This window comes from Marinobacter sp. L-46 (assembly GCF_056859535.1).
On the sequence record NZ_JBSXOP010000020.1, the window covers coordinates 21,792 to 45,858 of the forward strand.

Here is a 24,067-nt window from a genome sequence, read left to right on the forward strand (position 1 = left end):
CTAGTCCTTGAACTGGGCCTTGTCCAGGCCGTGCTTCTTCATCTTGTCGTACAGGGTTTTGCGGGCAATTCCGAGCTGAAGCATGGTGTCTTTGATACTGCCATGGCTGGCGTTGAGCGCGCTGACGATGGCCGTGCGTTCAAACCCGTCCATCATCTCGGACAGTGTCTGACGCCCGGACAGGTTGCCCTGTTCGGAACTGTCACCACCATCCAGGGCTGCCGGCCCCAGCAGCACGTAACGCTCCGCCAGGTTCCGCAGTTCCCGCACGTTGCCCGGCCAGGAGTGCTGCATCAGGCGGGCCGCCTGGCGGGCATCCAGCGGAACGCTCTCCCGGTCGTAACGGGCGGCGGCAATCAGGGCAAAGTGGTGAAACAGCGTGGGAATGTCTTCCTTGCGCTCCCGCAGGGGCGGAATATCCACCTTCACCACATTCAGCCGGTAGTAGAGATCAGACCGGAACGCTCCCTCATCGCTGAGCTGTTTCAGGTCGGCCTTGGTCGCGGCAATAATGCGCACATCCACATCTATTGACTGGTTGCTGCCCAGCCGCTCCACCCGCAGCTCCTCAAGTACCCGAAGCAGTTTCACCTGCAGCGCCATGGGCATGCTTTCCACTTCATCCAGGAACAAAGTGCCCCGGTGGGCATGCTCAATCTTGCCGATACGCCGCTTCTCGGCACCGGTGAAGGCCCCGGCTTCGTGGCCGAACAGTTCACTCTCGATCAGGTTTTCGGGCACCGCGCCGCAGTTGATGGCAACAAAGTTGTGGGCACTGCGGGGGCTGCTTTCGTGAATGTACCGGGCCAGGGCATCCTTACCGGAACCGGTTTCACCATGCAGCAGCACGTTTGCGGAAATATCCAGGATCGGCCCGATTGTCGACATTACCGCCTGCATCGCCGGCGAATCACCCAAAACCCGCGGCCCGGGCTTGGCCAGCTGCCGCAACTGGGCCTTCAGGCGCCGGTTTTCCAGTGCCAGGTGCCGTTTTTCCAGGGCGTGCCGCAGCAGTTCGATCAGCTCATCGTGGTCAAAGGGCTTTTCAATGAAGTCATAGGCCCCCTGCTGCATGGCCGACACCGCCGTGCTGATGTCGCCCTGGCCGGTGAGCAGAATCACCGGGATGTCTTCATCAATCTTCCGTACCTCGTGCAACAGCTGCATGCCATCCATGCCCGGCATGTTGTAGTCGCACAAGACGATGCCTTCGAACTCTGGCTGCACCAGCTTCAGCGCCGATGCTCCGTCGGCAAAACAGGCTACCGGGATATCTTCCAGGGTGAGGGTTTGCTCCATCACCGGCCGGATATCCGGGTCATCATCCACAAAAATCACTGATGGTATCGTCATCCCTCTGCCTTACGCTGTTTCAGTGTCAAAACAAACTCCGCCCCGGGGCCGTCGCCCCGGTTCTGGCCGGTCAGGCTGCCGCCAAGTGCTTCGACAATCTGCCGGGAAATCGACAGGCCGAGCCCCAGCCCCTGCTTGACCGATCGGGTGGTAAAGAACGGCTCGAACACCTGCTCGGAATTACCGGGCAAGCCATGGCCGTTATCCTTCACCACGCAGCGCCAGTCGTCGTCTTCATCGGCAACCAGGATATCAATCTGCGGTTGCTCGCAGCCTTCCACCGCCTGGACCGCATTGGCCAGCAGGTTAACCATCACCTGCTCCACCCGGATCAGGTCACCGTGGCACATCACCGGGTTGTCCGGTCGCTGCCAGCGAATGTTGATGCCCTCGCTGGCGTTCTGGGCGCGGATAATTTTCAGCGCTGCATCAATCGGCAGGCGCAGGTCCACCACCGACGGCGGCCCCTCAGACTTGCGGGCGAACACCTTGAACTGCCGGATCAGCTCCGCCATCTTGTCGCACAGGCCAACAATCTCGCCCAGGTTGGCATCCACCATATCGGTGGCACCCCGCTCCAGGAATTTCCGGCTGTTACGGGCATAGGCCTGGATCGCCGTCAGGGGCTGGTTGATTTCATGGTTCAGGCCAGCCGACATCTGCCCCAGCACCGCCAGCTTAGCGGCCTGGATCAGCTCCTGCTGGGTTTCACGGAGGTCTGCGGTGCGCTGGGCAACCCGGCGCTCCAGCTGTTCACCCCTGAGCGCCAGCTCCCGCTCCCGGCGGTAACGCTCTCGCAGGTACAGCCAGGTCAGGAAACAGGCCAGGAACAGGGCCAGGCCACCGGCCATAAACCCGATGCGGGTCCACAGTATTGGCCGGGTGTCGGTCAGCACCAGCAGGCTCCAGTCCAGCCGGGGCAAACCGGTTTCAACCGTCAGGTAGGTTCCGGGCTTGTCACTTTCCCTTAACCGGATGCGGGCTGACTTGTCCGCCAGCCCCCAGGGCTTGCCCTGCTCCACAAAATCAACGGGCTTCAGTTCCCGCTCGGGATAGCGCTGGCGAACCCTGGCATTCTCTTCGGCATTATCCGTCGGCCTGAAATCCCGGTAGAGCCAGTCCGTCCGGCTGGACAAAAAGCTGATGCCGTCGCCATCCAGCACCACCATCTCCGCCTGCTGGCGGGTTTCGGGCCGGTGCCACTGGGATTCCAGCTCGTGCACCAGAACCTTGATAGCAACAACACCCAGCATATTGCCGCGCTGGTCACGAACCGGGTTGGTAAAGTACAACCCCCGCTCCGAGGAGATCTTACCCAGTGCGAAGTAGGCCACCGACCCGCCGGTGGCAACCGCTTCTGAAAAATACGGACGGAAGGCGTAATTGTTGCCCACAAAGGTATCTGGCTGGCCAAAATTGTTGGCCGCAATGGTCATCCCGGTCAGGTCCATCAGGTAGATATCGGAGCCGCCCACAATGGTGGCCATCCGCTGCATCTGCTCGTTGGCGCGGAGCAGGGTAACGGCGTTATCCGGTTCTTTCAGGGCGTCCGCCAGCAGGGGGTGTTCGGCAATCAGGGCAGGCACCGGCAGGTAGCGGTTAAGCTCGTTGGCAACCAGCTGGCGATAACGAAAGGCTTCCTGCAGGCTGTCCTGCTCCAGTTGCCGGTAACCAGACCAGCCCCCGAGCAGCCAGGACAGCAGCAGGGTAATAATCAGAACAACCGTAATGCTGATCCGGTTAAGCATGGGTTCGGATTCCGGCAAAGCCTCTAGACTAGCGCCGGAATCCGGGCAGGACAACAGGCCGTCATGACCGCTGCCCTGCCCTTGCCTTGCCATATCAGGCCGCAGCCAACCCGGGTGCCCGCTTGCGCTGGATCAGGAACGCCACCACCGCAAGCCCGATACCGGCCAGGTCTGTCCACACTCCGCCTTCGATGGTCATCAGCGCAGCGGCGACAAGCAACAGGCGCACCAGAACCGGGGCGGCAGAGCGGGCAAACCAGCCCAGCACACCGGCAGACAACAGGTACACGCCGAAGGTAGCGGTAACCAGTGCCCGGGCGATCTCGACCCAGCCGGCTTCCATCAACAGCGCACCGTTATAGAAGAACATGAACGGCACGATGAACGCGGCAATACCGATGCGGAACGACGCTACCGAGGTAGACATGGCATTGGCACCGGAAATACCGGCCGCAGCGTAAGACGCCAGGGCAACCGGCGGCGTGATGGCAGACACCACGGCAAAGTAGAACACGAAGAAGTGCGCGGTCAGCGGCTCGATACCCAGCTGCACCAGGCCCGGCGCTACCACAGAGGCAGCCACCGCATAGGCGGCCGTGGTTGGCATGCCCATACCCAGCAAGATCGAGATGAACATGGCAAACACCAGTGCCAGCAGGTGACTGTGGGCAGCCACATCCAGCAGCAGCACCGAGAAACGCGCACCCACACCGGTCAGGGAGATAACTCCCACAATGATACCCGCCGCGGCACAAACCACGATGATCTGGATAGACATGTAGGCGGCAATTTCAAAGGCCCGAAGAATAGACTTCAAACCCATCTTGTTGGGCGAAATCCAGCTCACCACCGCCGCAGATACCGTCGCCAGGGTGCCGGCCCGGATCACGGAGTAGCCCTGGAACAGCGCGACAATCAGGATAATGATCGGCGCAAACAGGTACACCTGGCGCATCATCAGCCGCAGGTTCGGCAGTTCGTCACTGCGCATACCACGCATGCCCAGCTTCTTGGCTTCAAAGTCCACCATGAAGAACACAGACGCGAAGTACAGGATGGCCGGAATAATCGCGGCAATGGCAATCTCGGTATAGGGAATACCGGTAATCTCCGCCATGATGAAGGCGCCGGCACCCATGATCGGCGGCATGATCTGGCCACCGGTAGAGGCTGCAGCTTCCACCGCACCAGCCGATTCCTTGCTGTAACCTACCCGCTTCATCAGCGGAATGGTCAGGGAACCGGTAGACACCACGTTACCGGCACTGGTGCCGTTGATCATACCCATCAGGCCGGAGGCAAAAATCGCCACCTTGGCAGGGCCCCCACGGGAGCGACCGGCTGCCGCAAAGGCAAAGTTCACAAAGTAGTCACCCACCTTGGAGGCCTGCAAAAAGGCCGCAAAGATGATGAACAGAATGATGTAGGTAGATGACACCGCGGTGGTGGGCCCAAGAATGCCCGCATCGGTGTACACCTGGCTGAAGAAACGCTGGGCAGACAGCCCCGGATAACCCAGGAAGCCCGGCAGGTACGGCCCGGCGAACACATAAACCAGGAACACCAGCCCGATAACCACCAGGGCCAGGCCAGCCACCCGGCGGGTCAGTTCCATAATCAGCGCGGTGCCGGCCACTGCGGCAAAGGAAATGCCAACCGGGGCAAACGCCGTGCCGGTGGTCATCCGCATGGAGGTGTTAAAGACAATCAGCAGGTACGCGGCAACCGCCACGGAGCACACTATCAGCACCAGGTCCGGCACGCTGAAGCGGGCGCGGTCACGCTGGTGGAACCAGCTCATCACAATGCCAATGGCAGACGCCGCCAGCAACGGCCAGCCAAAATGCCAGGTTTCCAGCTCGGCAGGAATACGCATGGTGCCGTTCTGGACCATCTGGTTGAAAGACCAGGTCTGGTACAGGGCGTACAACGCAGGAATCATGGCTGCGCCGCCAATCCAGGTGGTCCACTTGTGCCGGGCCGGGCCTTCCTCGGCCGATACAAAACGGGCGCCGGCAAACAGGATAAAGCCCAGTACCAGGGCGCCGGCAACGTGCACAATCCGGAACGACCAGGTTTCCATGGGCGCTATGTTCAGGGTGTACAGGTGGAACACCGAGTAAGCGATGGCCAGCATTACCACAAACTTGAGCAGCAACCCGGTGAACATCCGGCGGTTGGCTTCAACCGGCTCTTCATCCACGTTGTGGGCAAGCAGGTGGTCTTCGTTGATCGTCAGGTTCTCAGCCAGTTGCTGTTCACCCTCGGAATGCGTGTGTTCTTTGGTCATGTTAAGTCCTGCCTGGAGGTAAGGCGGTAATTCGAACAACCAGTCCCGGGGCGCCATGCAGGCACCCCGGGCTCAGGCCTTACTGCTTGATGGCGCTTGCTTCGATGGTGTAACCGTTTTCGTTAAACCAGCGGGCAGCACCCGGATGCCAGGGCAGCACGTTGTTCTTGGTGTAGTTCTCCGGAATGGAATGACGGGCGGCTTTGTGGATAGACACCATCTTGTCATTGTTTTCCATGGTCAGCTTGGTGATTTCATACACGAAGCTTTCCGGCATGTCGCAGTTCACCATGGCGAAGTTCCACATGGACACCACGCGGGACGGCTCTTCCAGGGACTGGTAAGTGCTGGCTGGAATGACGAACTCGGAGACCGGGAAGTTCTCGATCACTTTCTTCGCTTCTTCATCGTTCATGCCGATGATGTTGACGTCGGTCTGTACTTCCAGCTGGCTGACGGCCGGAATCGGAATACCGGCGGCAAAGGCCACCACATCAATCAGGCCGTCCTGCAGCTGGCCGCCCAGATCAGACCAGCTACCATTACGACGCTCGAACTTCACACCCAGGGTTTCCATCATCCGCGGGAAGTAGGTGTCGGAAGTGGAACCGGCCGGGCCAAAGCCGATGGTGGCGCCATCAGGAATATCAGAGATAGACGCAATGCCGGAGCTGGACAGAGCAGTAATCGAGAACGGCGTTTCATACATCGGGAACATCGCGCACACGTTATCCATCTTCATACCCGGAGCCAGCGGGCTTTCGCCGTCACGGGATTCCCGGGCCGGGCCCATGGTGGTCAGGCCAAACTTAAGGTCACCGGTGTGCACCAGCGCCATGTTCTGAACCGGGCCGCCGGTAATTTCGGCACCGCCGGATACGCCCAGGTTCTCAGCCACGAAGTTCGCCCAGCCAGAGCCGTAGGCAAAGTAGGTGCCGCCCTGACTGGCAGTACCGACAGTGAAGTTATCCGGCCAGCCGTCACGGTCCTGGGCAACCACAGGGCCTGCAACAACGGAGGTGGCGAGCGCAGCCGCCAGAACGGTTTGAAGTTTCATAAAGAATGCTCCCGATTCATTTTGTTGGTTGGGTGCTGGTGAGGCCGTGGTGGCCTCGCTGGCAAAATACGGGAGCAAGTAGCGGGCCAGTCAGGGAAAATACTTATAAAACAAAGAATTGAAATATCGACAGAAAAACAACCAACTATTCTTGGGTGGTTAACCACCCACAAGGAACCTGGCAATGGGTGAATATCCACCCATTGCGCGAGCTACCAACTACTGTTTCACTAGACAGTTAGTCTGTAGAGTTGCTTTTCAACTCCCGACATCAATGCCCTCCCGTGTTGTAGCGAGCAACGAACGATGAGTTTGGTGCGCCTTATCTCGTATACTACCCACCTCAGATTTGAGCCGACGGCGATTTAAACCGGATTGAAACAGGAAAACCGAATGACAAGCACCCAACAACGCGCAGCCCTGCAACGCCAGATATGGGCGATCGCTAACGACGTACGTGGCTCTGTCGACGGCTGGGACTTCAAGCAGTATGTGCTGGGCACCCTGTTTTACCGCTTTATCAGCGAGAATTTTGCCAGTTATATCGAGGCCGATGACGACAGCATCAACTACGCAGAGCTGCCCGACAGCGTCATCACGCCGGACATCAAAGACGATGCCATCAAAACCAAGGGCTACTTCATTTACCCCAGCCAGCTGTTCGTCAATATTGCCAAGGGTGCCAACAACAACGAAAGCCTGAATACCGACCTCGCAGCCATCTTTGCTGCCATCGAAGCCTCCGCTAACGGCTACCCATCGGAGGGCGACATAAAGGGTCTGTTTGCCGATTTCGACACCACCAGCAACCGACTCGGCAACACCGTTAAGGAAAAGAACTACCGCTTGGCGGCTGTGCTTAAAGGTGTAGCCGGCCTGGATTTTGGGAATTTTGACAGTGCCCATATCGATCTGTTTGGCGATGCCTACGAATTCCTGATTTCCAACTACGCAGCCAATGCAGGCAAGTCCGGTGGCGAGTTTTTTACCCCGCAGCATGTGTCAAAACTGATTGCCCAGCTCGCCATGCATAAGCAAACCAGCGTGAACAAGATTTACGACCCCGCGTGCGGGTCCGGCTCGCTGCTGCTGCAAGCAAAGAAGCATTTCGATGCCCATATTATTGAAGAGGGCTTCTTCGGCCAGGAGATTAACCACACCACCTATAACCTGGCCCGCATGAACATGTTTTTGCATAACATCAACTATGACAAGTTCAACGTGCAGCTGGGTAACACCCTGACCGATCCGCATTTTGGCGATGAAAAACCCTTTGACGCCATCGTCTCCAATCCGCCCTATTCGGTGAAATGGATCGGCAGCGACGACCCTACCCTAATTAACGATGACCGCTTTGCCCCGGCCGGGGTGCTGGCCCCTAAATCCAAAGCCGACTTTGCCTTTGTTCTGCACGCGCTCAGCTATCTATCGGCCAAAGGCCGTGCAGCGATTGTCTGCTTCCCTGGCATTTTCTACCGGGGCGGTGCCGAAAAGAAAATCCGCCAGTATCTGGTAGACAACAACTACGTAGAATCGGTCATCTCACTCGCCCCCAACCTGTTTTATGGCACCACCATCGCGGTCACCATCCTGGTGTTGTCCAAACACAAAACTGACACGACCACCCAGTTTATCGATGCCAGCGGTGAGGCGTATTTCAAAAAAGAAACCAATACCAACCTCCTGACCGATCAGCATGTTGAAGACATCATGCGGGCGTTCGACCGCAAGGAAAACATTGAGCACTTTGCCCGGTCCGTACCGTTTGAAGAGATCGCCGCCAATGACTACAACTTGTCGGTCACCAGCTACGTAGAAGCCAAAGACACACGGGAGCAGATCGACATTACTCAGCTCAATGCTCAGCTGAAAACCACCGTGGCAAGAATCGATCAACTGCGCACCGAGATTGATGCCATTGTGGCGGAGATTGAAGGTGTGGAGCCCGAGGTATGAGCGACGTGAGTTTTATGGAGAAACTGCTGGATGGGATTCATGTCGAATGGAAGCCGCTTGGCGATGTTGGTGAGTTTATTCGTGGCAATGGAATGCAGAAGAAAGATTTTGTTGAAAATGGTTTTCCTGCAATACATTACGGCCAAATCTATACCAGGTATGGATTAGCTGCTGACACAACCTTTACTTTCGTGCCGGAGCAACTGGCTAAGAAGCTTAGAACAGCGAATAAAAATGACCTGCTATTGGCAACAACGTCAGAAAATGATGAAGATGTGGTTAAACCATTAGCGTGGCTTGGTGAGAAGGTAGCGATATCTGGAGATATGATGCTATTTCGGCATCAGCAAAATGTTAAGTATCTGGCTTACTTTATCCAAACGGAAGCCTTTCAGGAACAAAAGAGAAAATATATAACGGGGGCAAAGGTTCGCCGAGTTTCTAGCGGTGCATTGGCTAAAATAAAAGCCCCCATCCCATGCCCAGAAAACACGAAAAAATCCCTTGAAATCCAGGCCAAGATCGCCCGAATTTTGGACGCATTTACCTCCCTTACCGCCGAGCTTACCGCCGAGCTTACCGCAAGAAAAAAGCAATACAACTATTACCGCGACAAGTTGTTGAGTTTCGAAGATGGAGAAGTAGCGTGGAAGCCGCTCGGAGAGATTGGAGAATTTATTCGGGGCAAACGCTTTACCAAAGCTGATTATGTAGATGACGGTATCAGCGCTATCCATTACGGTGAGATTTACACCCGGTACGGAGCATTCACGACTCAGGCACACTCTCAGGTCCGGAGTGATATGGCGAAGTCACTTCGTTATGCGCAGCCTGGTGACGTGGTAATAACGGACGTGGGAGAGACTGTAGAGGATGTTGGTAAAGCCATGGCATGGCTCGGCGACGGGAAAGTCGCTATTCACGACCACTGCTATGCTTTCCGGCATACAATGAACCCGAAGTACGTTTCTTACTGCATGCAAACCGCATCGTTTATTGCCGAGAAGGCAAAGCATGTGGCGAGAACCAAGGTCAATACACTATTAATGACTGGCTTTTCAAAGGTCTCGATCCCTATCCCCTATCCGGATGATCTCGAGAAGTCACTTGACGAACAGGCTCGTATTGTATCAATTCTGGACAAATTCAACGCCCTTACCGACTCGATCACCGAAGGCTTACCCCGAGAGATCGAGCTGCGGCAAAAGCAATATGAATACTATCGGGATCTTCTGCTGAGCTTCCCAAAACCGGAAGAGGTCGTGGCTTGATATGAGCAAGACCCTAACGGAAATAGCCCAACAGCTCAGAGGCTCCAATAAAAGGGTTCAGTTGATTTATGCCTTTAATGGCTCGGGCAAAACCCGCCTATCCCGGGCATTCAAACAACTGATTGCGCCAAAGAATGATGATGAAGATGTCACCAATAATGAAGGCGAAGTTGCATTCTCAAGAAACAAAATCCTCTACTACAACGCGTTCACCGAGGACTTGTTCTATTGGGATAACGATCTCGACTCAGATGCTGAACCTAAGCTAAAAATTCAACCCAACTCCTTTACCGACTGGGTTTTGAAGGATCAGGGGCAGGATCTCAATATCGTCACAAACTTCCAACGCTATGCTAATCAGAAACTCACGCCGCACTTCAGCGCAGATTTTACAGAGGTGACTTTTTCACTTGAGCGTGGCGATAACGAACATTCCGGCAATCTGAAAATCTCCAAAGGTGAAGAAAGCAACTTTATATGGAGCATTTTTTACACCCTGTTGGATCAGGTTATTACCATCCTCAACGTTGCTGAGCCCACTGAGCGTGAGACAAACCAGTTTGACCAGCTGGAATATGTCTTTATTGATGACCCAGTCAGCTCACTGGATGAAAACCATCTGATTGAGTTGGCCGTCAACTTGGCGGGCTTGATCAAATCCAGTCAGTCTGGGCTGAAGTTTATTATCACGACTCACAGCCCTCTTTTTTATAACGTTCTCCACAATGAACTTGGTCTGAACAAAAATGGTAAAAAAGAAGGCTGCTACTTGCTGGAGCGCCTTGAAAATGGCGACTACCGCCTGAACACCAAGTATGGGGACTCCAACAAGAGCTTTTCCTATCACCTGTATTTAAAACATGTTCTTGAGCAGGCAGTCGCGGAAAACCAGGTGCAAAGGTACCATTTTACGCTCTTGCGTAACCTGTATGAGAAAACAGCAAGCTTCCTCGGTTATCCGAGATGGTCTGAGCTCTTACCGGGTGACCAGCAGGCGTATTTGAACCGCATCATCCAGTTCACCAGTCATTCAACCTTATCAAATGACACGGTCACCGAGCCAACAGAGCCCGAGAAGCAGACTGTTAAGTTACTGCTTAATCACTTGAAGAATGAATATGGCTTTTGGAAACAGGTCGAAGCCAATGACTGAACTCACTGACATTAAAGCATAAGGAAGGAACCCTGTGCCCAATCTAAGTCTGGAAGATCAAACCACAGAATTTCTGCTCTACACCGCGCCCAACGGCAAGATAAAGGTAGAGGTGGTGCTCAGCAATGAAACCATCTGGCTGACCCAAGAGCGCATGGCGGAGCTGTTTGGTGTACAGCGCCCGGCGATTACCAAGCACCTGAAGAACATTTTTGAAAGCGGAGAGTTAGAGGAATCAGTGGTATGTTCCATTTTGGAACATACCACTGAACACGGTGCTGTGGCCGGGAAAACTCAGACTAACAGGGTCAAATACTACAACCTGGATGCCGTGATTTCGGTTGGCTACCGGGTCAACTCGGCACAGGCCACCCAGTTCCGCATCTGGGCAACGCAGCTAATCAAGGAGTACATCATCAAGGGCTTTGCCATGGATGATGAGCGCCTGAAAAATGGCCGCTATTTCGGCAAAGATTACTTCCGCGAATTGCTGGAGCGGGTGCGCTCCATTCGGAGCAGTGAGCGGCGCATCTACCAGCAGATTACCGATATTTTTGCTGAATGCAGCATTGATTACGACCCCAGATCGAAAACCACCCAGTTGTTCTATGCCCACGTTCAGGACAAGTTTCATTACGCCATTACTGGCCACACCGCCGCAGAAATCATTTCACTCAAAGCTGATGCCGGTAAGCCTTTGATGGGCATGAACACGTACAAAAATGCACCGGCTGGCCGGGTGTTAAAGTCAGATACCGTGGTCGCGAAGAATTATTTGAGCGAAGCCGAGATCAAAAAACTCGAGCGGGCAGTCTCGGCTTTTTTCGACTATATCGAAGGCATCATCGAGCGGCGAAACAGTTTCACGATGGAAAGCTTTGCTGAGAGCGTCAACAAATTTCTTGCCTTCAATGAGTACCGCATACTGGAAGGCTACGGCACCGTTAGCAGAAAGCAGGCTGAGCAAAAGGCCTTTGCGGAGTATGACAAGTTCAACAAGCAGCAACACATCGAATCGGACTTCGATCGCGAAGTGAAAAAGCTGCTTCAAAAAAAGGACGCGGATACGTGATTGACTACAAGGCCATTGCCGAAACCAATCAATTTATCGTTCTGGATAGATATACCAAGTGCGTTCAGCTTAGTGAAACCTATCAAAGTGAATACGACCTGGAACGGGAATTTATAGCCGACCTTGAAAACCAGGGGTATGAATACCTGCCGGACGTCAACACCCCGGATGCACTGCTGGCTAATGTGCGTCAGCAACTGCAAACCCTGAACAAACTGCAGTTTTCCGAGAGCGAATGGCAGCGCTTTGTAGAAACTTTTCTGGATCGGCCCAGTGAAACCGTCATCGATAAAACCCGCAAAATTCACAACGACTATATTCACGACTTTGTATTCGATGATGGCCGAATCCAGAACATTTACCTACTGGATAAAAAGAACGTTACCCGCAACAAGCTACAGGTCATCAAGCAATTTGAGCAAACTGGGAGCCATGCCAATCGCTACGATGTCACCATTCTGGTCAATGGATTGCCCATGGTGCAGGTGGAACTGAAACGACGCGGTGTAGCCATTCGCGAGGCCTTTAACCAGGTACATCGCTACAGCAAAGAGAGCTTCAACAGCGAGCATTCCCTGTTCAAGTATCTGCAGCTGTTTGTGATTTCCAATGGTACTGATACCCGCTACTTTGCTAACACCACCCAGCGGGACAAGAACAACTTTGACTTCACCATGCATTGGGCAAAGGCCGACAACAGCCTGATCAAAGATTTGAAAGACTTCACCACCACTTTCTTTCAGAGGAACACTCTGCTGGAAGTGCTGTTGAAATACTCGGTTTTCGATGTCAGCAACACCCTGCTGGTAATGCGCCCGTACCAGATTGCCGCGACCGAACGTATCCTGTGGAAAATAAAAAGCTCCCATGCGAGCAAGAACTGGAGCAAGCCAGAAAGCGGGGGCTATGTCTGGCATACCACAGGCTCCGGCAAGACGTTGACCAGCTTCAAAGCAGCAAGACTGGCCACCGAGCTGGACGTTATCGACAAGGTATTCTTTGTGGTGGACCGGAAAGATCTGGACTACCAGACCATGAAGGAGTACCAACGGTTCTCCCCCGATAGCGTCAACGGCTCGGACAGCACCGCAGGGCTGAAGCGCAATCTGGACAAAGAAGATAACAAGATCGTCGTCACCACCATTCAAAAGCTCAATAACCTGATGAAGAGCGAAAACGACCTGCCAATTTACACCAGGCAAGTCGTGTTTATTTTTGATGAGTGCCACCGCAGCCAGTTTGGTGAAGCCCAGAAAAACCTTAAGAAGAAGTTCAAGCGGTTCTATCAGTTCGGCTTTACCGGTACCCCCATTTTCCCCCAGAACGCTCTGGGTGCAGAAACCACCGCCAGCGTGTTTGGCCGTGAATTGCATTCCTATGTGATCACCGACGCCATTCGCGATGAGAAGGTGCTCAAGTTCAAGGTGGACTACAACGATGTGCGCCCGCAGTTCAAAGCGATTGAAACCGAGCAGGACGAGACAAAACTGACGGCAGCGGAAAACCGGCAGGCCTTGTTGCACCCTGAACGTATCCGGGAAGTATCGCAGTACATTCTGAATCACTATCGACAGAAGACTCATCGCCTGCAAGCGGGTGCCACGGGCTTTAATGCCATGTTTGCAGTCAGCAGCGTGGAAGCCGCAAAGCTCTATTATGAATCGCTGAACAAACTTCAAGCCGAGAGTGATAAACCACTTAGAATTGCCACCATTTTTTCCTTTGCCGCTAACGAGGAGCAGGATGCCATTGGCGATATTGCCGACGAGAGCTTTGAAGTCTCAGCCATGAACAGCAGCGCCAAGGAGTTTTTAAACGCCGCGATTGCCGACTACAACGCTTTATTCAAAACCAGCTTCAGTGTCGACAGCAACGGCTTCCAGAACTACTACCGCGATCTGGCCAAGCGCGTTAAATCCAGAGATATCGACCTGTTAATTGTGGTGGGCATGTTCCTCACCGGCTTTGATGCGCCAGTGCTCAACACATTGTTCGTGGATAAGAACCTGCGCTACCACGGCCTGATCCAGGCCTTTTCACGCACCAACCGGATTTATGACGCCACCAAAACCTTTGGCAATATCGTGACCTTCCGTGATCTGGAGCAAGCGACCATTGACGCCATCACACTGTTTGGCGACAAAAACACCAAGAACGTGGTGCTGGAGAAGAGTTATAAGGAATACATGGAAGGCTTCACCGATCTCGTCACCGGCGAAGCACGGCGGGGCTTCATGACTGTGGTAGCGGAGCTGGAACAGCGCTTCCCTGCCCCGGATGAGATTATCAAAGAAAAAGATAAGAAGGCGTTTGCCAAGCTGTTCGGCGAGTACCTGCGCGTTGAAAACATTCTGCAGAATTTCGATGAATTTGCCAGTCTTAAAGCCCTGCAAACGATTGATATCAATGACCCTGCCGAAGTAGAGGCATTCAAGGCAAAACACTACCTGAGCGATGACGACATCGCCGCCTTACAGAGCATCCGATTACCCTCTGAGCGCAAGATTCAGGATTACCGCTCCACCTACAACGACATACGCGACTGGCTGCGCCGTGAGAAGGCAAGCAATGATAACAACCAGTCCAGCATCGACTGGGATGATGTGGTCTTCGAGGTGGATTTGCTCAAGTCACAGGAAATCAATCTGGATTACATTCTGGAGCTGATTTTTGAGCACACCAAGAAAACCAAAAGTAAGTCAGACCTGATTGACGAAGTGCGCCGCCTGATTCGGGCCAGCCTTGGCAACAGAGCCAAGGAAAGTTTGGTGGTCGATTTTATCAACCAAGCAGATCTGGATGAGATTCCAGACAAAGCGAGTGTCATTGACGCATTCTTCACTTACGCACGATCCGAACAACAGCGTGAAGCACAGGCACTGATTACGGCCGAGAAGCTCAACGCGGAAGCGGCCAGGCGCTACATCGCCACGTCTTTGAAACGAGAGCATGTCAGCGACAATGGCACGGAGCTCAATAACATTCTGCCGAAAATGAGTCCGTTGAATCCGCAGTACCTCACCAAGAAACAAAGCGTTTTCGAAAAAGTTTCAGCATTTGTAGAGAAGTTCAAAGGCGTGGGCGGGAAGGTCTAGGGATTTTTTTCCGGAGAACAGCCGCAATGTTCTGGCGATATGAAGTAACCGGCGTTGATACCATTACGCTTCACTTCGGTGACGCTATTGATATTGCGCTGACTGAGCGGATCCAGCGGGCCGCCCGGGCACTTTCGCACAGGCTGGGCCCCCGGTTGATCGATGTGGTGCCTTCCTATACCACGCTGCTGCTGCGCTACAACGTGCTGGAAGATGACCTGGCCTCGCTGGTGGCGGACATCACCAACGCGTTAGCAAGGCTTCCTGAGGTTGAAACAAACGCGGCCAAAGGCGATGTTGTAGAGATTCCGGTTTACTATGATCCCTCCACAGGGCCGGACCTCGACGCGGTTGCCGCCAGGGCCGGGTTATCAAGGGAACAGGTCATCCAGAAGCATTCTGCTGAAGAGTACTACGTGTTTGCCATCGGCTTTGCGCCCGGGTTTGCCTATCTGGGTGAAGTTCCGGCGGAGTTGGCCACACCTCGCCTGGCAACGCCGCGCGCCAGGGTACCAGCCGGAACCCTGGGCATTGCCGATACCCAAACCGCCATCTATCCGCTGCAGTCCCCCGGTGGCTGGAACCTGATCGGCCGAACGCCTCTGACGCTGTTTGATCCTGGCCGGGGCCAGCCTTCCCTGCTGCAAGCCGGCCAGCGGGTTCGCTTTCGGCCCATCGGCCGGGAGGAATACCTGGCACTCGGAGGCCAGCTATGAGCACCCAGCCAGGCCTGACTTTTACTAAACCCGGCTTTCTCAGTTTGCTGCAGGATGGCGGGCGCCGGGGTGTGATGCACCTGGGGCTGGCGACTGGCGGCGCCATGGACCGGAACGCCTGGGCCTGGGCCAACCGGTTGCTGGATAATCCCTTCGGCACGCCCGCGCTGGAAATCACCTTCGGCGGGGTTGAGTTCACCAGTCACCTTGCTACCCAGATCGCGATTACCGGAGCAGAAGTACAATGCCGGGTTAACGGCGAGTCCCGGCCGCTCTGGAGCGTTATCAATATTCAGGCCGGCGACAGAATTGCCCTCAGTGCACCGAAGGTTGGGATAAGAAGCTATCTGGCAGTGCTTGGCGGGTTTCAGGTAGCACCGGGGCTGGGTAACAGCTGTGCCACGTTTACGCGAGAGGGGCTCGGAGGCCTGAATCAGGATGGTCGCCCACTGCAGGAAGGCGACCACCTGCCCTGCCACGCAGGTAGCGCCAGGGTTCTGAACCGAAAAGTCTCGGAGCGCTGGCGGCCGGACTATAAGGAAGAGCTGGTGCTTTCGGTGATTCCTTGCGCCCAGGTCGACCATTTTCCTGCGTCCGTTCTCGACACCTTTTTCAACAATCCCTACACCCTGACCCGGCAAACCGACCGCATGGGCGCGCGCCTGAAAGGCCCGGCACTGGAACCGCTGGGAGAACGCCTGATATCGGAAGGCACCAGCCTGGGCGCCATCCAGATTCCGGCCGACGGGCAGCCCATCGTGCTGCTCAATGACCGCCAGACCATCGGTGGATATCCAAAGCTCGGAGCCGTTACGCCCAGAAGCCTGGATGCCCTGGCCCAGCGAACACCGGGCACAACGCTCAGGTTCCGGCCAGTTACGCTGCACGAGGCGCAGATCGAGGAGAAACAGTTTCTCTCCTTCTTCACCGCAACCGGAAGCCGGCGCTAAAGCCTGTTTAAATGATTTTAAGGCCGGGCGACAGGCTGGCCGGCAACGCCAGTTTGTCTGCCTCAATACCCGCCACCGGATACGAGCAGTAGTCTGCCGCATAGTAAGCACTGGCACGGTGGTTTCCGCTGGCGCCGATGCCACCGAAGGGCGCGGCACTGGAAGCACCGGTCAGCTGTTTGTTCCAGTTAACGATACCGGCCCGAATCCGGTCGTAGAAATCTTCAAAGCGCTCCCGGCTTTCACTGAATAAACCGGCGGACAGCCCGAAACGAGTGTTGTTGGCCTGTCGAATCGCTTCGTCAAAGTCCCGGTAGCGGTAAACCTGAAGTACCGGCCCGAAGATCTCTTCGTCGGGCATATTCACGGCAGCGGTGACATCAATCAGCCCCGGTGACAGCAGGCCTGTGCCGGGTTTCAGGTGCCAGCTCGCTACCAGTGCACGGCCACCGAGTTCCAGCAGCCGGCTCTGGGCCTCAAGCACACCCTGCGCGGCTGCTTCGGAAATGACACTGCCCATAAACGGCGCCGGCTCGTCAAAGGCGCCACCCACCTGGACCGCTTCCACGGCCCGGGCCAGGGCATTCAGAAAGTTGTCGCCCCACTCTCCTGCCGGCACCATCAGCCGTCGGGCACAGGTGCAGCGTTGGCCGGAGGTAATGTAGGCAGACTGGATGGTTTCGTGCACGGCGGCGGTAACGTCTACGGTGTCATCCACAATCAGCGGGTTGTTGCCGCCCATTTCCAGGGCCAGGATTTTGCCCGGGTTGCCGGCAAATTGCCGATGCAGAATTTCTCCGGTCGGGGAGCTGCCGGTAAAGAACAGGCCATCAATATCCGGATGATTGGCCAGGGCGATGCCGGTTTCCCTGGCGCCCTGCACCAGGTTCAGCACTCCGGCAGGCAACCCGGCTTCAAGCCACAGCTCGGCTGTTTTGCCGGCGACGGCCGGCGTCTGCTCGCTGGGCTTGAACACCACCGTGTTGCCGGCAATCAGGGCCGGAACAATATGCCCGTTGGGCAGGTGGCCGGGGAAGTTATAGGGGCCAAATACCGCAACCACGCCGTGGGGCTTATGCCGAAGTACGGCCTTTGCGCCCGGCATATCGGTGCTGCGCTGGCCGGTACGCTCATTGTAGGCTTTCACCGAGATTTCGATTTTGCCCATCATGGCCGCCACTTCGGTCAGGGCTTCCCAGAAGGGCTTTCCGGTTTCCGAGGCGATACAGCGGGCCATGGCTTCTTTATTGTCGCCCAGCAGCTCGCCAAAACGGCGGGCTATGGCCACCCGATGCTCAAACCCGGCCCGGGACCATCCGGTGCTGGCCGCCCGGGCGGCCTCTACGGCACTCGCCACCTGGGCCTCATCGGCCGCATTACCCTGCCAGAGCACTTCTCCCGTGGCCGGGTTCAGGGAAGATAGCGAAGGCCCGTTGCCTTTTTGCCACTGGTTATTGATAAGAACCGGTAATGTCATATCTGGCACTCCTTTTGGCGGCCATCACAACTATTTCTGCAGTTCATCCCACGGGTGTACGGGCACCACTGCGTCTTCCGATACTTCACTCTCGAACGAGCTTCGGAAATAGTCCATGGCTTTTTCTGCCTCACCCAGCTCGTCAAAACGGGCGATGTGGTAGATGGCTTCGCCCTCGTTCACCAGCGGCAGGTTATTCACGCAGATAACAATGCCGGAACAGGGCGAGGTAATGGCCACTTCGGTTTCGCCGAAGGGGTCCGCCACCATGGCCAGCTTCTGGCCTTTACGCACTTTCTGGCCAAGGCTGGCCACCGGACGCATGATGCCGTCCATATCTGCCCGCACCCACTGTGAGTTCGCAGCGGTTTCCGAGCGTTTTTTCGGCGCTTTCGGGCCTTTCTTGGCGGGCACCATTTCCAGCTCGCGCATCACCCGGATGATGCCTTTTACGCCGCTGGCAATCACTACATCATCAAAGCGCAGGGCTTCGCCACCTTCAAAGGTGATCACCGGAATATCCAGCGAATCGGCGTAGGCCCGCAGGCTGCCTTCCCGCAAACCGGCATTGATAATGATCGGCGCACCAAAGGCGTCTGCCATGCGGGAAGTTTCCGGGTTTTTCAGCTCGGCGCGGATCTGCGGCAGGTTGAACCGGTGAATGGCCCCGGTGTGCAGGTCGATAATATGGGTCACGTTTTCCATGATCTGGGTACGCAGCAGGTAGGCAATACGGCCACCCAGCGAACCGCTCTCGCTGCCGGGGAAACACCGGTTCAGGTCACGCCGGTCCGGCAGGTAGCGGGTGCGCTGCACAAAGCCGAAAATATTGACGATCGGCACCGCCACCAGGGTGCCCCGAAGGTGCCGCAAGGCGCCGTTCTTCAGTACCCGGCGGATGATTTCCACACCGTTGATCTCGTCGCCATGAATGGCTCCACACACCATCAGAACAGGCCCGTCACGGCGGCCGTGCACCACTTCCACCGGAATATGCAGCGGGGTGTGGGTGTAGAGTTTGGCTACCGGAACTTCCACAGTCACACGGGTACCCGGCTTTACCTGTACTCCGGCAATCTCGAACGGTGCTCTTGCCATGCGCGCTTATCCTCTGCCCCGGGTCTTGGTTTTCCAGGGTTTGTAGTTCTTTTCAGTCCAGTTGATGATCATGCCGGCCACGTTCTTGCCCGTAGCATTCTCGATGCCTTCCAGGCCCGGCGAGGAGTTCACTTCCATCACCAGCGGGCCCCGGCTGGAGCGCAGCAAATCCACACCGGCCACGTTCAGACCCATGGCCTTGGCAGCGGTAATGGCGGTGCGGCGCTCTTCCGGGGTAATCCGTACCAGAGATGCGGTGCCGCCCCGGTGCAGGTTCGAGCGGAATTCGCCTTCCGCGCCCTGGCGCTTCATGGCGGCGATAACCTTGTCGCCGATGACAAAGCAGCGGATGTCGGCACCGCCGGCTTCCTTGATAAATTCCTGCACCAGGATGTCGGCTTTCAGGCCCATAAAGGCTTCAATCACAGACTCCGCCGCTTTGCGGGTTTCCGCCAGCACCACACCAATGCCCTGGGTACCCTGCAGCAGTTTGATGACCACCGGCGCGCCACCCACCATCTTCAGCAGCTCCGGCACGTTGTCCGGTTTGTTGGCAAACCCGGTTACCGGCATGCCCACGCCCTTACGGGCCAGCAGCTGCAGGGAACGCAGCTTGTCACGGGAGCGGGTAATGGCCACCGATTCGTTGAGTGGAAATACACCCATCATCTCGAACTGGCGCAGTACCGCGGTGCCGTAAAAGGTGACCGAGGCGCCGATTCGCGGAATCACCACATCGAAGTCTTCCAGCACTTCTTCGTGGTAATGGATCAGCGGGTTGGCAGACGTGATGTTCATGGAGCAATGCAGCGCGTCTATCACCTTCACTTCGTGGCCACGATTGATGCCTTCCTCCACCAGGCGACGGGTGGAATACAGGTGACGGTTTCGCGACAGTACCGCAATTTTCATAATCAGTTCCTTGGTGCCGGCTTGCCGGCAAGGTAAGAAGCTTCGGGATAAATGGTGGTTCGCCCCGCCATGGCAGTGCGCCCCAGCAACATCCGGAACCGCATGGAGTCCCGGTTGGTTAAGGTCATTTCAATGGGCCAGCTCTCGTCACCCAGTACCAGGGTGGTTTCGATCACCAGCCGTTGTTCTTTGTGGCCACCGGAATCCGACACGGTGCGTTCATCCAGCACCCGGGCGTCGCATTCCACCACATGGTGCAGGTCGTTCTGTATCGGGTGCACCCAGAACTTCACCCGGCGCTCGCCGTTTTCAGTGTAGGGTTCGGTCCGGAAAGTGTGCAGGCACGAGGTGCGCGCGCCGGTATCTACCTTGGCCTTGATCCGGCCAATGCCGAGGTCCGGCAGGCCCACCCATTCGCGCCAGCCAAGTGGCACCTTGTTTTCAGCTTCGGTGGGCGGAGTGGTTTTGATCACTTCAGTCGTTTCTGTCGACATCCGGGGAATCCTTATCTTTTTGTTGTTCCGGGGCCATCAATTGCACCCGGAAGGGCTCGGAATGACTACCGGCATACACGCTGGTATGGGGGAAAGGTATTTCGATGCCGTGCTCGTCCAGGGCTTTTTTGACGGCAATCATCATGCTGCCCCGGCCATCAAGGAATTCTCCTCTGGGCACCCAGAAGGAGAACTGTAAATCGACGGAAGACGCCCCAAACCCGGTAACCAGAACAAAAGGTTTCGGCTCTTCCAGGCACACAGTGTTCTGCTGCGCCAGTTCCAGCAGCAAATCCCGCACTTTTTCCACGTCCTCCGCGTAGGCGATGCCCAGAACCAGGTCGATCCGGCGGATTGGAAAGCGGGAGCGGTTGATCACCCGGGTTTTGATGAGGGTTTCGTTGGGTATGCGCACGTACAGGTTGTCGGCCGTCCTGAGCTTTACGCTGAGCAGGTCGATTGCTACCACTTCCCCGATGGTGGCATCCACCTCGATGGTGTCACCAATCTCGAACGGCTTTTCCATCACCAGGAACAGGCCACTGATGATGTTGGAGGCGGAGGTCTGGGAGGCAAAGCCGATAGCGACCGTGAGAATACCGGCGGCGCCCAGCACCACTTCCAGGGAGAAGCCGGCTTCCCTGAGCGCGGCAACGGCAAACAGTAGAAACACCAGGTAAAAGAACACCCGCCGGATCATCACCTGGTGATGGCGGGTTGTCCTGGTTTCTACCAGGCGGCCGACACTGCGGGCAACAAAGGTGGCCAGCACAATACCCAGCACCAGCAAAAAGCCCGCCGAAAGCCACTTGCCCCAGGCAATACTTCCGATCACCTGTGCGATGGTTGTCTGTAACGTTTCAAGCACCTTCTCGGCTCCCTGTGCCGTGATTAACCGAATATATGATCAAACGCACGCACCAGTCTCCGGCCCTTGGCGAGTTTTTCCCTGGCCGGTGCCAGCAACTCGCATTCACCGGCAGCCTGCGGTGCCGATTGATCAATTCGCAGGCTGGCGGAGTTCATATCCGTTTCGCATTCGACGGTTATCCCCGGCGTCCAGAGCAGTCCCTGGCCGTTACGGTACACCGACAGCAGCGGTGTGGGCAGGCTGAACCGCTCAAGCAACAAAGGCCTTTCCCGGCGGTTGATGATGGTAACTGGCGTAACCGCCCGCCACGGCCGCTTGGGTACTGCCTCCAGGGCCAGCCGGCCATAGGTGGAAGATGCGTAGCAGATTTCCCCTTCCATCGAGTTCCGGCCAAGCCAGGTACGTGAAGGCACCGCCAGCGGCACTTCTGTGAGCTCACTACGGCCTTCGCCCACGCATACCTTCATCCAGAGATTGGTCCCCACATAGAGCACGCAGCGGCCACCGGCCGGCACCGTTAAAGGCTGGGACGGGCGGATGACTGTGGGCAGGCTGGCCATTGCGGGAATAAAACACACCTCGCCGTTATCACCGGAACGCACGAAGCGCTGAACAGGGATTTCCGACGACGGCAGGCTGTGGCCGATGGTCTCGAACCAGGTAAGCGGGTCTGCCGAATCTTCCGGCTGCTGCACCACAAAACGCACCTGCCACTCCTGGTCCAGCAGGGTGACCCACAAATGCGTATGCCCCAACCGGTGTTGCTGGGTCTGGCCGGAAGCCAGTTGATACGGGTGTGCCCAGACACCATCGCGCTGGCCTTCGGGGTAAACACTCATGCTGCGGAAAATGCTCCTTTTCATTGCAGGCCGTGATGTTTAACTATAATCCAGTATCGCCCCGGCAGCGAATATACAAGCCAATGATTTAAGAGTGTAATTACCCTTATTCACCCTCTGGCCAAAATGGATGTTCCAATGACACAGCTGGTCTGGTTCCGCAACGATCTGCGCCTTGCCGACAACCCCGCCCTGACCGCGGCCTGCCGCAGCGGCAACCCCGTTCGTGCCTGCTTTATTGTTACCCCGAAACAGTGGCAGGAACACGACTGGTCTGCGGCCCGGGTACAATTTGTGCTGGAACACGCCAACAGCCTGGCCCGGCAGCTCGCCAGGCTGGGCATAGGCTTGTCATTCCTGAACGCCGACACCTTTGCCGACAGCCTCGGCACGCTTGAATCTTTCTGCAAAGAGCATGGCATTACCGCCCTGCACTTCAACGAAGAGTACGGCCTCAACGAACGCCGCCGCGACAAGCAGGTTCACGACCGCCTGGACGAACTGTCTATAAAGGTAAACAAATACCGTGACCAGACCGTGGCACCGGTGGGCCAGATCCTTACCCAGCAGAACGAACCCTATTCGGTGTTTACCCCGTTTTCACGGCGCTGGCGCAGCTGGATTGAAGAAACCCAGCCCACGCTTTACCCGGCGCCCTCAGCCCAGGGCCCTGAAGTACAGGCTGAGCAGACCGACACTCTACCCGCACCGTTCAGCGATGCACCGGAACCCCTGGTTCCCACCGGAGAAGACGCCGCTCACGACCAGCTGGAAGAATTCCTGGCCGAGAGAGCAAAAGACTACAAAGACAATCGCGACTTCCCGGCCCTGGACGGCACCAGCCAGCTATCGCCATACCTGGCCAACGGCGTACTGTCCGGCAAACAGTGCCTGATTGCTGCCCGGCAGGCCGGTGTTTCTGGTGATGACATCGAAACCTGGATAAACGAAATCGCCTGGCGGGATTTTTACATAAACATCCTTTACCACTACCCGAGGGTGAGCATGGGCAGGGCGTTCAAGGAGGAAACCGAGGCGCTGGTGTGGAATAAACCCGGTGAGAATTTTGAGGCCTGGAAAGAAGGCCGGACGGGCATCCCGATTGTGGATGCCGCTATGCGCCAGCTAAAAGCCACCGGCTGGATGCATAACCGTTTACGGATGATCACCGCCATGTTCCTCACCAAGAACCTGTTCATAGACTGGCGGTTGGGTGAGGCCTGGTTTATGCAGAATCTGGTGGATGGTTTTCTGGCATCCAATAACGGCGGCTGGCAGTGGAGTGCCTCAACCGGTACAGATGCAGCGCCCTATTTCCGGGTGTTTAACCCGGTAACACAGAGCGAGCGCTTTGACCCGAAAGGGGAATTTATTCGGCAGTGGGTGCCGGAGTTGGCCAAACTGGATAACAAGCGGATTCATGATCCATCCAAGGGGGGCGTTATCCCGAAAGGCTACCCCAGACCCATAGTGGACCTGAAAGAATCCCGAAAAGAAGCCATAGCAAGGTTTCAGGCGCTAAAGGACTAACTCAGAAGCTGGTGGGCGGGGTTGGGTTCGCCTTTCCAAAAATTTGCGGAGCCATGGATGGCGGAGCAGAAGCGCCACATGGATGATGGGATGAACACCTCTTGTTGAGATCGGCGTCAAAGCGCCACTATTAGATGTGCAAAATCAATAGGTCAACAACAAGAGGTGTTCAGATGAACGTTACC

18 protein-coding genes are annotated in these 24,067 nt (G+C 56.1%); 8 read left to right on the top strand and 10 right to left on the bottom strand.

Translation table 11 applies throughout. From position 1 onward, the window contains the following. From AC13DJ_RS01205 to AC13DJ_RS01220, 4 genes are all read right to left on the bottom strand, one after another. Complete coding sequence (locus AC13DJ_RS01205; RefSeq protein ID WP_199456254.1) at positions 1-1,353, bottom strand: sigma-54-dependent transcriptional regulator; 1,353 nt, start codon at positions 1,351-1,353, stop codon at positions 1-3. Continuing rightward, on the bottom strand, positions 1,350-3,101 hold the full coding sequence (locus tag AC13DJ_RS01210) for an ATP-binding protein (protein WP_476129548.1): 1,752 nt from the start codon (positions 3,099-3,101) through the stop codon (positions 1,350-1,352). Before AC13DJ_RS01210 ends, AC13DJ_RS01205 begins: the two co-directional genes overlap by 4 nt. A 94-nt stretch (positions 3,102-3,195) precedes the next feature. After that, on the bottom strand, positions 3,196-5,391 hold the full coding sequence (locus AC13DJ_RS01215) for a TRAP transporter permease (protein ID WP_474539831.1): 2,196 nt from the start codon (positions 5,389-5,391) through the stop codon (positions 3,196-3,198). 79 nt (positions 5,392-5,470) lie between these two features. Beyond that, complete coding sequence (locus AC13DJ_RS01220; RefSeq protein WP_474539830.1) at positions 5,471-6,448, bottom strand: TAXI family TRAP transporter solute-binding subunit; 978 nt, start codon at positions 6,446-6,448, stop codon at positions 5,471-5,473. Positions 6,449-6,841: 393 nt separating this feature from the next. Here AC13DJ_RS01220 and AC13DJ_RS01225 point away from each other — a divergent pair, with 393 nt between their 5' ends. The 7 genes from AC13DJ_RS01225 to AC13DJ_RS01255 are packed head-to-tail and all read left to right on the top strand — an operon-like array spanning position 6,842 to position 16,661. Next, on the top strand, positions 6,842-8,404 hold the full coding sequence (locus AC13DJ_RS01225; protein WP_474539829.1) for a type I restriction-modification system subunit M: 1,563 nt from the start codon (positions 6,842-6,844) through the stop codon (positions 8,402-8,404). After that, positions 8,401-9,675: a restriction endonuclease subunit S gene (locus AC13DJ_RS01230; RefSeq protein ID WP_474539828.1), complete on the top strand. Its 1,275-nt coding sequence runs from the start codon at positions 8,401-8,403 to the stop codon at positions 9,673-9,675. The genes AC13DJ_RS01225 and AC13DJ_RS01230 overlap by 4 nt, the downstream gene beginning before the upstream one ends. Before the next feature lies 1 nt (position 9,676). Beyond that, positions 9,677-10,828 (top strand): AAA family ATPase, encoded by a 1,152-nt coding sequence (locus AC13DJ_RS01235; RefSeq protein WP_474539827.1) that lies wholly within the window; start codon positions 9,677-9,679, stop codon positions 10,826-10,828. Positions 10,829-10,862: 34 nt separating this feature from the next. Then, on the top strand, positions 10,863-11,900 hold the full coding sequence (locus AC13DJ_RS01240) for a virulence RhuM family protein (RefSeq protein WP_474543811.1): 1,038 nt from the start codon (positions 10,863-10,865) through the stop codon (positions 11,898-11,900). Beyond that, positions 11,897-14,995: a type I restriction endonuclease subunit R gene (locus AC13DJ_RS01245; protein ID WP_482932895.1), complete on the top strand. Its 3,099-nt coding sequence runs from the start codon at positions 11,897-11,899 to the stop codon at positions 14,993-14,995. Before AC13DJ_RS01240 ends, AC13DJ_RS01245 begins: the two co-directional genes overlap by 4 nt. A 26-nt stretch (positions 14,996-15,021) precedes the next feature. Beyond that, complete coding sequence (gene pxpB / locus AC13DJ_RS01250; protein WP_474543809.1) at positions 15,022-15,711, top strand: 5-oxoprolinase subunit PxpB; 690 nt, start codon at positions 15,022-15,024, stop codon at positions 15,709-15,711. Further along, entirely contained in the window at positions 15,708-16,661 is a 954-nt protein-coding gene (locus tag AC13DJ_RS01255; RefSeq protein ID WP_474539823.1) for a 5-oxoprolinase subunit C family protein, read from the top strand. Before pxpB ends, AC13DJ_RS01255 begins: the two co-directional genes overlap by 4 nt. 7 nt (positions 16,662-16,668) lie before the next feature. On the opposite strand, the gene astD is transcribed toward AC13DJ_RS01255, so the two are convergent. Genes astD through AC13DJ_RS01285 form a run of 6 tightly spaced genes read right to left on the bottom strand, consistent with a single transcriptional unit; the run spans position 16,669 to position 22,352 of the window. Then, positions 16,669-18,138 carry a succinylglutamate-semialdehyde dehydrogenase gene (astD, locus tag AC13DJ_RS01260; protein ID WP_474539822.1) on the bottom strand — a complete coding sequence of 490 codons (1,470 nt, stop codon included), beginning with the start codon at positions 18,136-18,138 and terminating at the stop codon, positions 16,669-16,671. A 30-nt stretch (positions 18,139-18,168) separates the two neighbouring features. Further along, positions 18,169-19,236: a succinylglutamate desuccinylase/aspartoacylase family protein gene (locus AC13DJ_RS01265; RefSeq protein WP_058340343.1), complete on the bottom strand. Its 1,068-nt coding sequence runs from the start codon at positions 19,234-19,236 to the stop codon at positions 18,169-18,171. A gap of 6 nt (positions 19,237-19,242) precedes the next feature. Further along, positions 19,243-20,148, bottom strand: a complete 906-nt coding sequence (gene rimK / locus AC13DJ_RS01270) for a 30S ribosomal protein S6--L-glutamate ligase (protein WP_058091875.1) — start codon at positions 20,146-20,148, stop codon at positions 19,243-19,245. Between the two features lie 2 nt (positions 20,149-20,150). Continuing rightward, positions 20,151-20,642 (bottom strand): ATP-dependent zinc protease family protein, encoded by a 492-nt coding sequence (locus tag AC13DJ_RS01275; RefSeq protein WP_474539821.1) that lies wholly within the window; start codon positions 20,640-20,642, stop codon positions 20,151-20,153. Continuing rightward, entirely contained in the window at positions 20,623-21,510 is an 888-nt protein-coding gene (locus AC13DJ_RS01280) for a mechanosensitive ion channel family protein (protein ID WP_474539820.1), read from the bottom strand. Before AC13DJ_RS01280 ends, AC13DJ_RS01275 begins: the two co-directional genes overlap by 20 nt. 23 nt (positions 21,511-21,533) lie before the next feature. Further along, positions 21,534-22,352: a hypothetical protein gene (locus tag AC13DJ_RS01285; RefSeq protein ID WP_094624631.1), complete on the bottom strand. Its 819-nt coding sequence runs from the start codon at positions 22,350-22,352 to the stop codon at positions 21,534-21,536. Positions 22,353-22,490: 138 nt separating this feature from the next. Here AC13DJ_RS01285 and phrB point away from each other — a divergent pair, with 138 nt between their 5' ends. Beyond that, positions 22,491-23,882 (top strand): deoxyribodipyrimidine photo-lyase, encoded by a 1,392-nt coding sequence (phrB, locus tag AC13DJ_RS01290; RefSeq protein ID WP_474543807.1) that lies wholly within the window; start codon positions 22,491-22,493, stop codon positions 23,880-23,882. Positions 23,883-24,067: the final 185 nt, after the last annotated feature.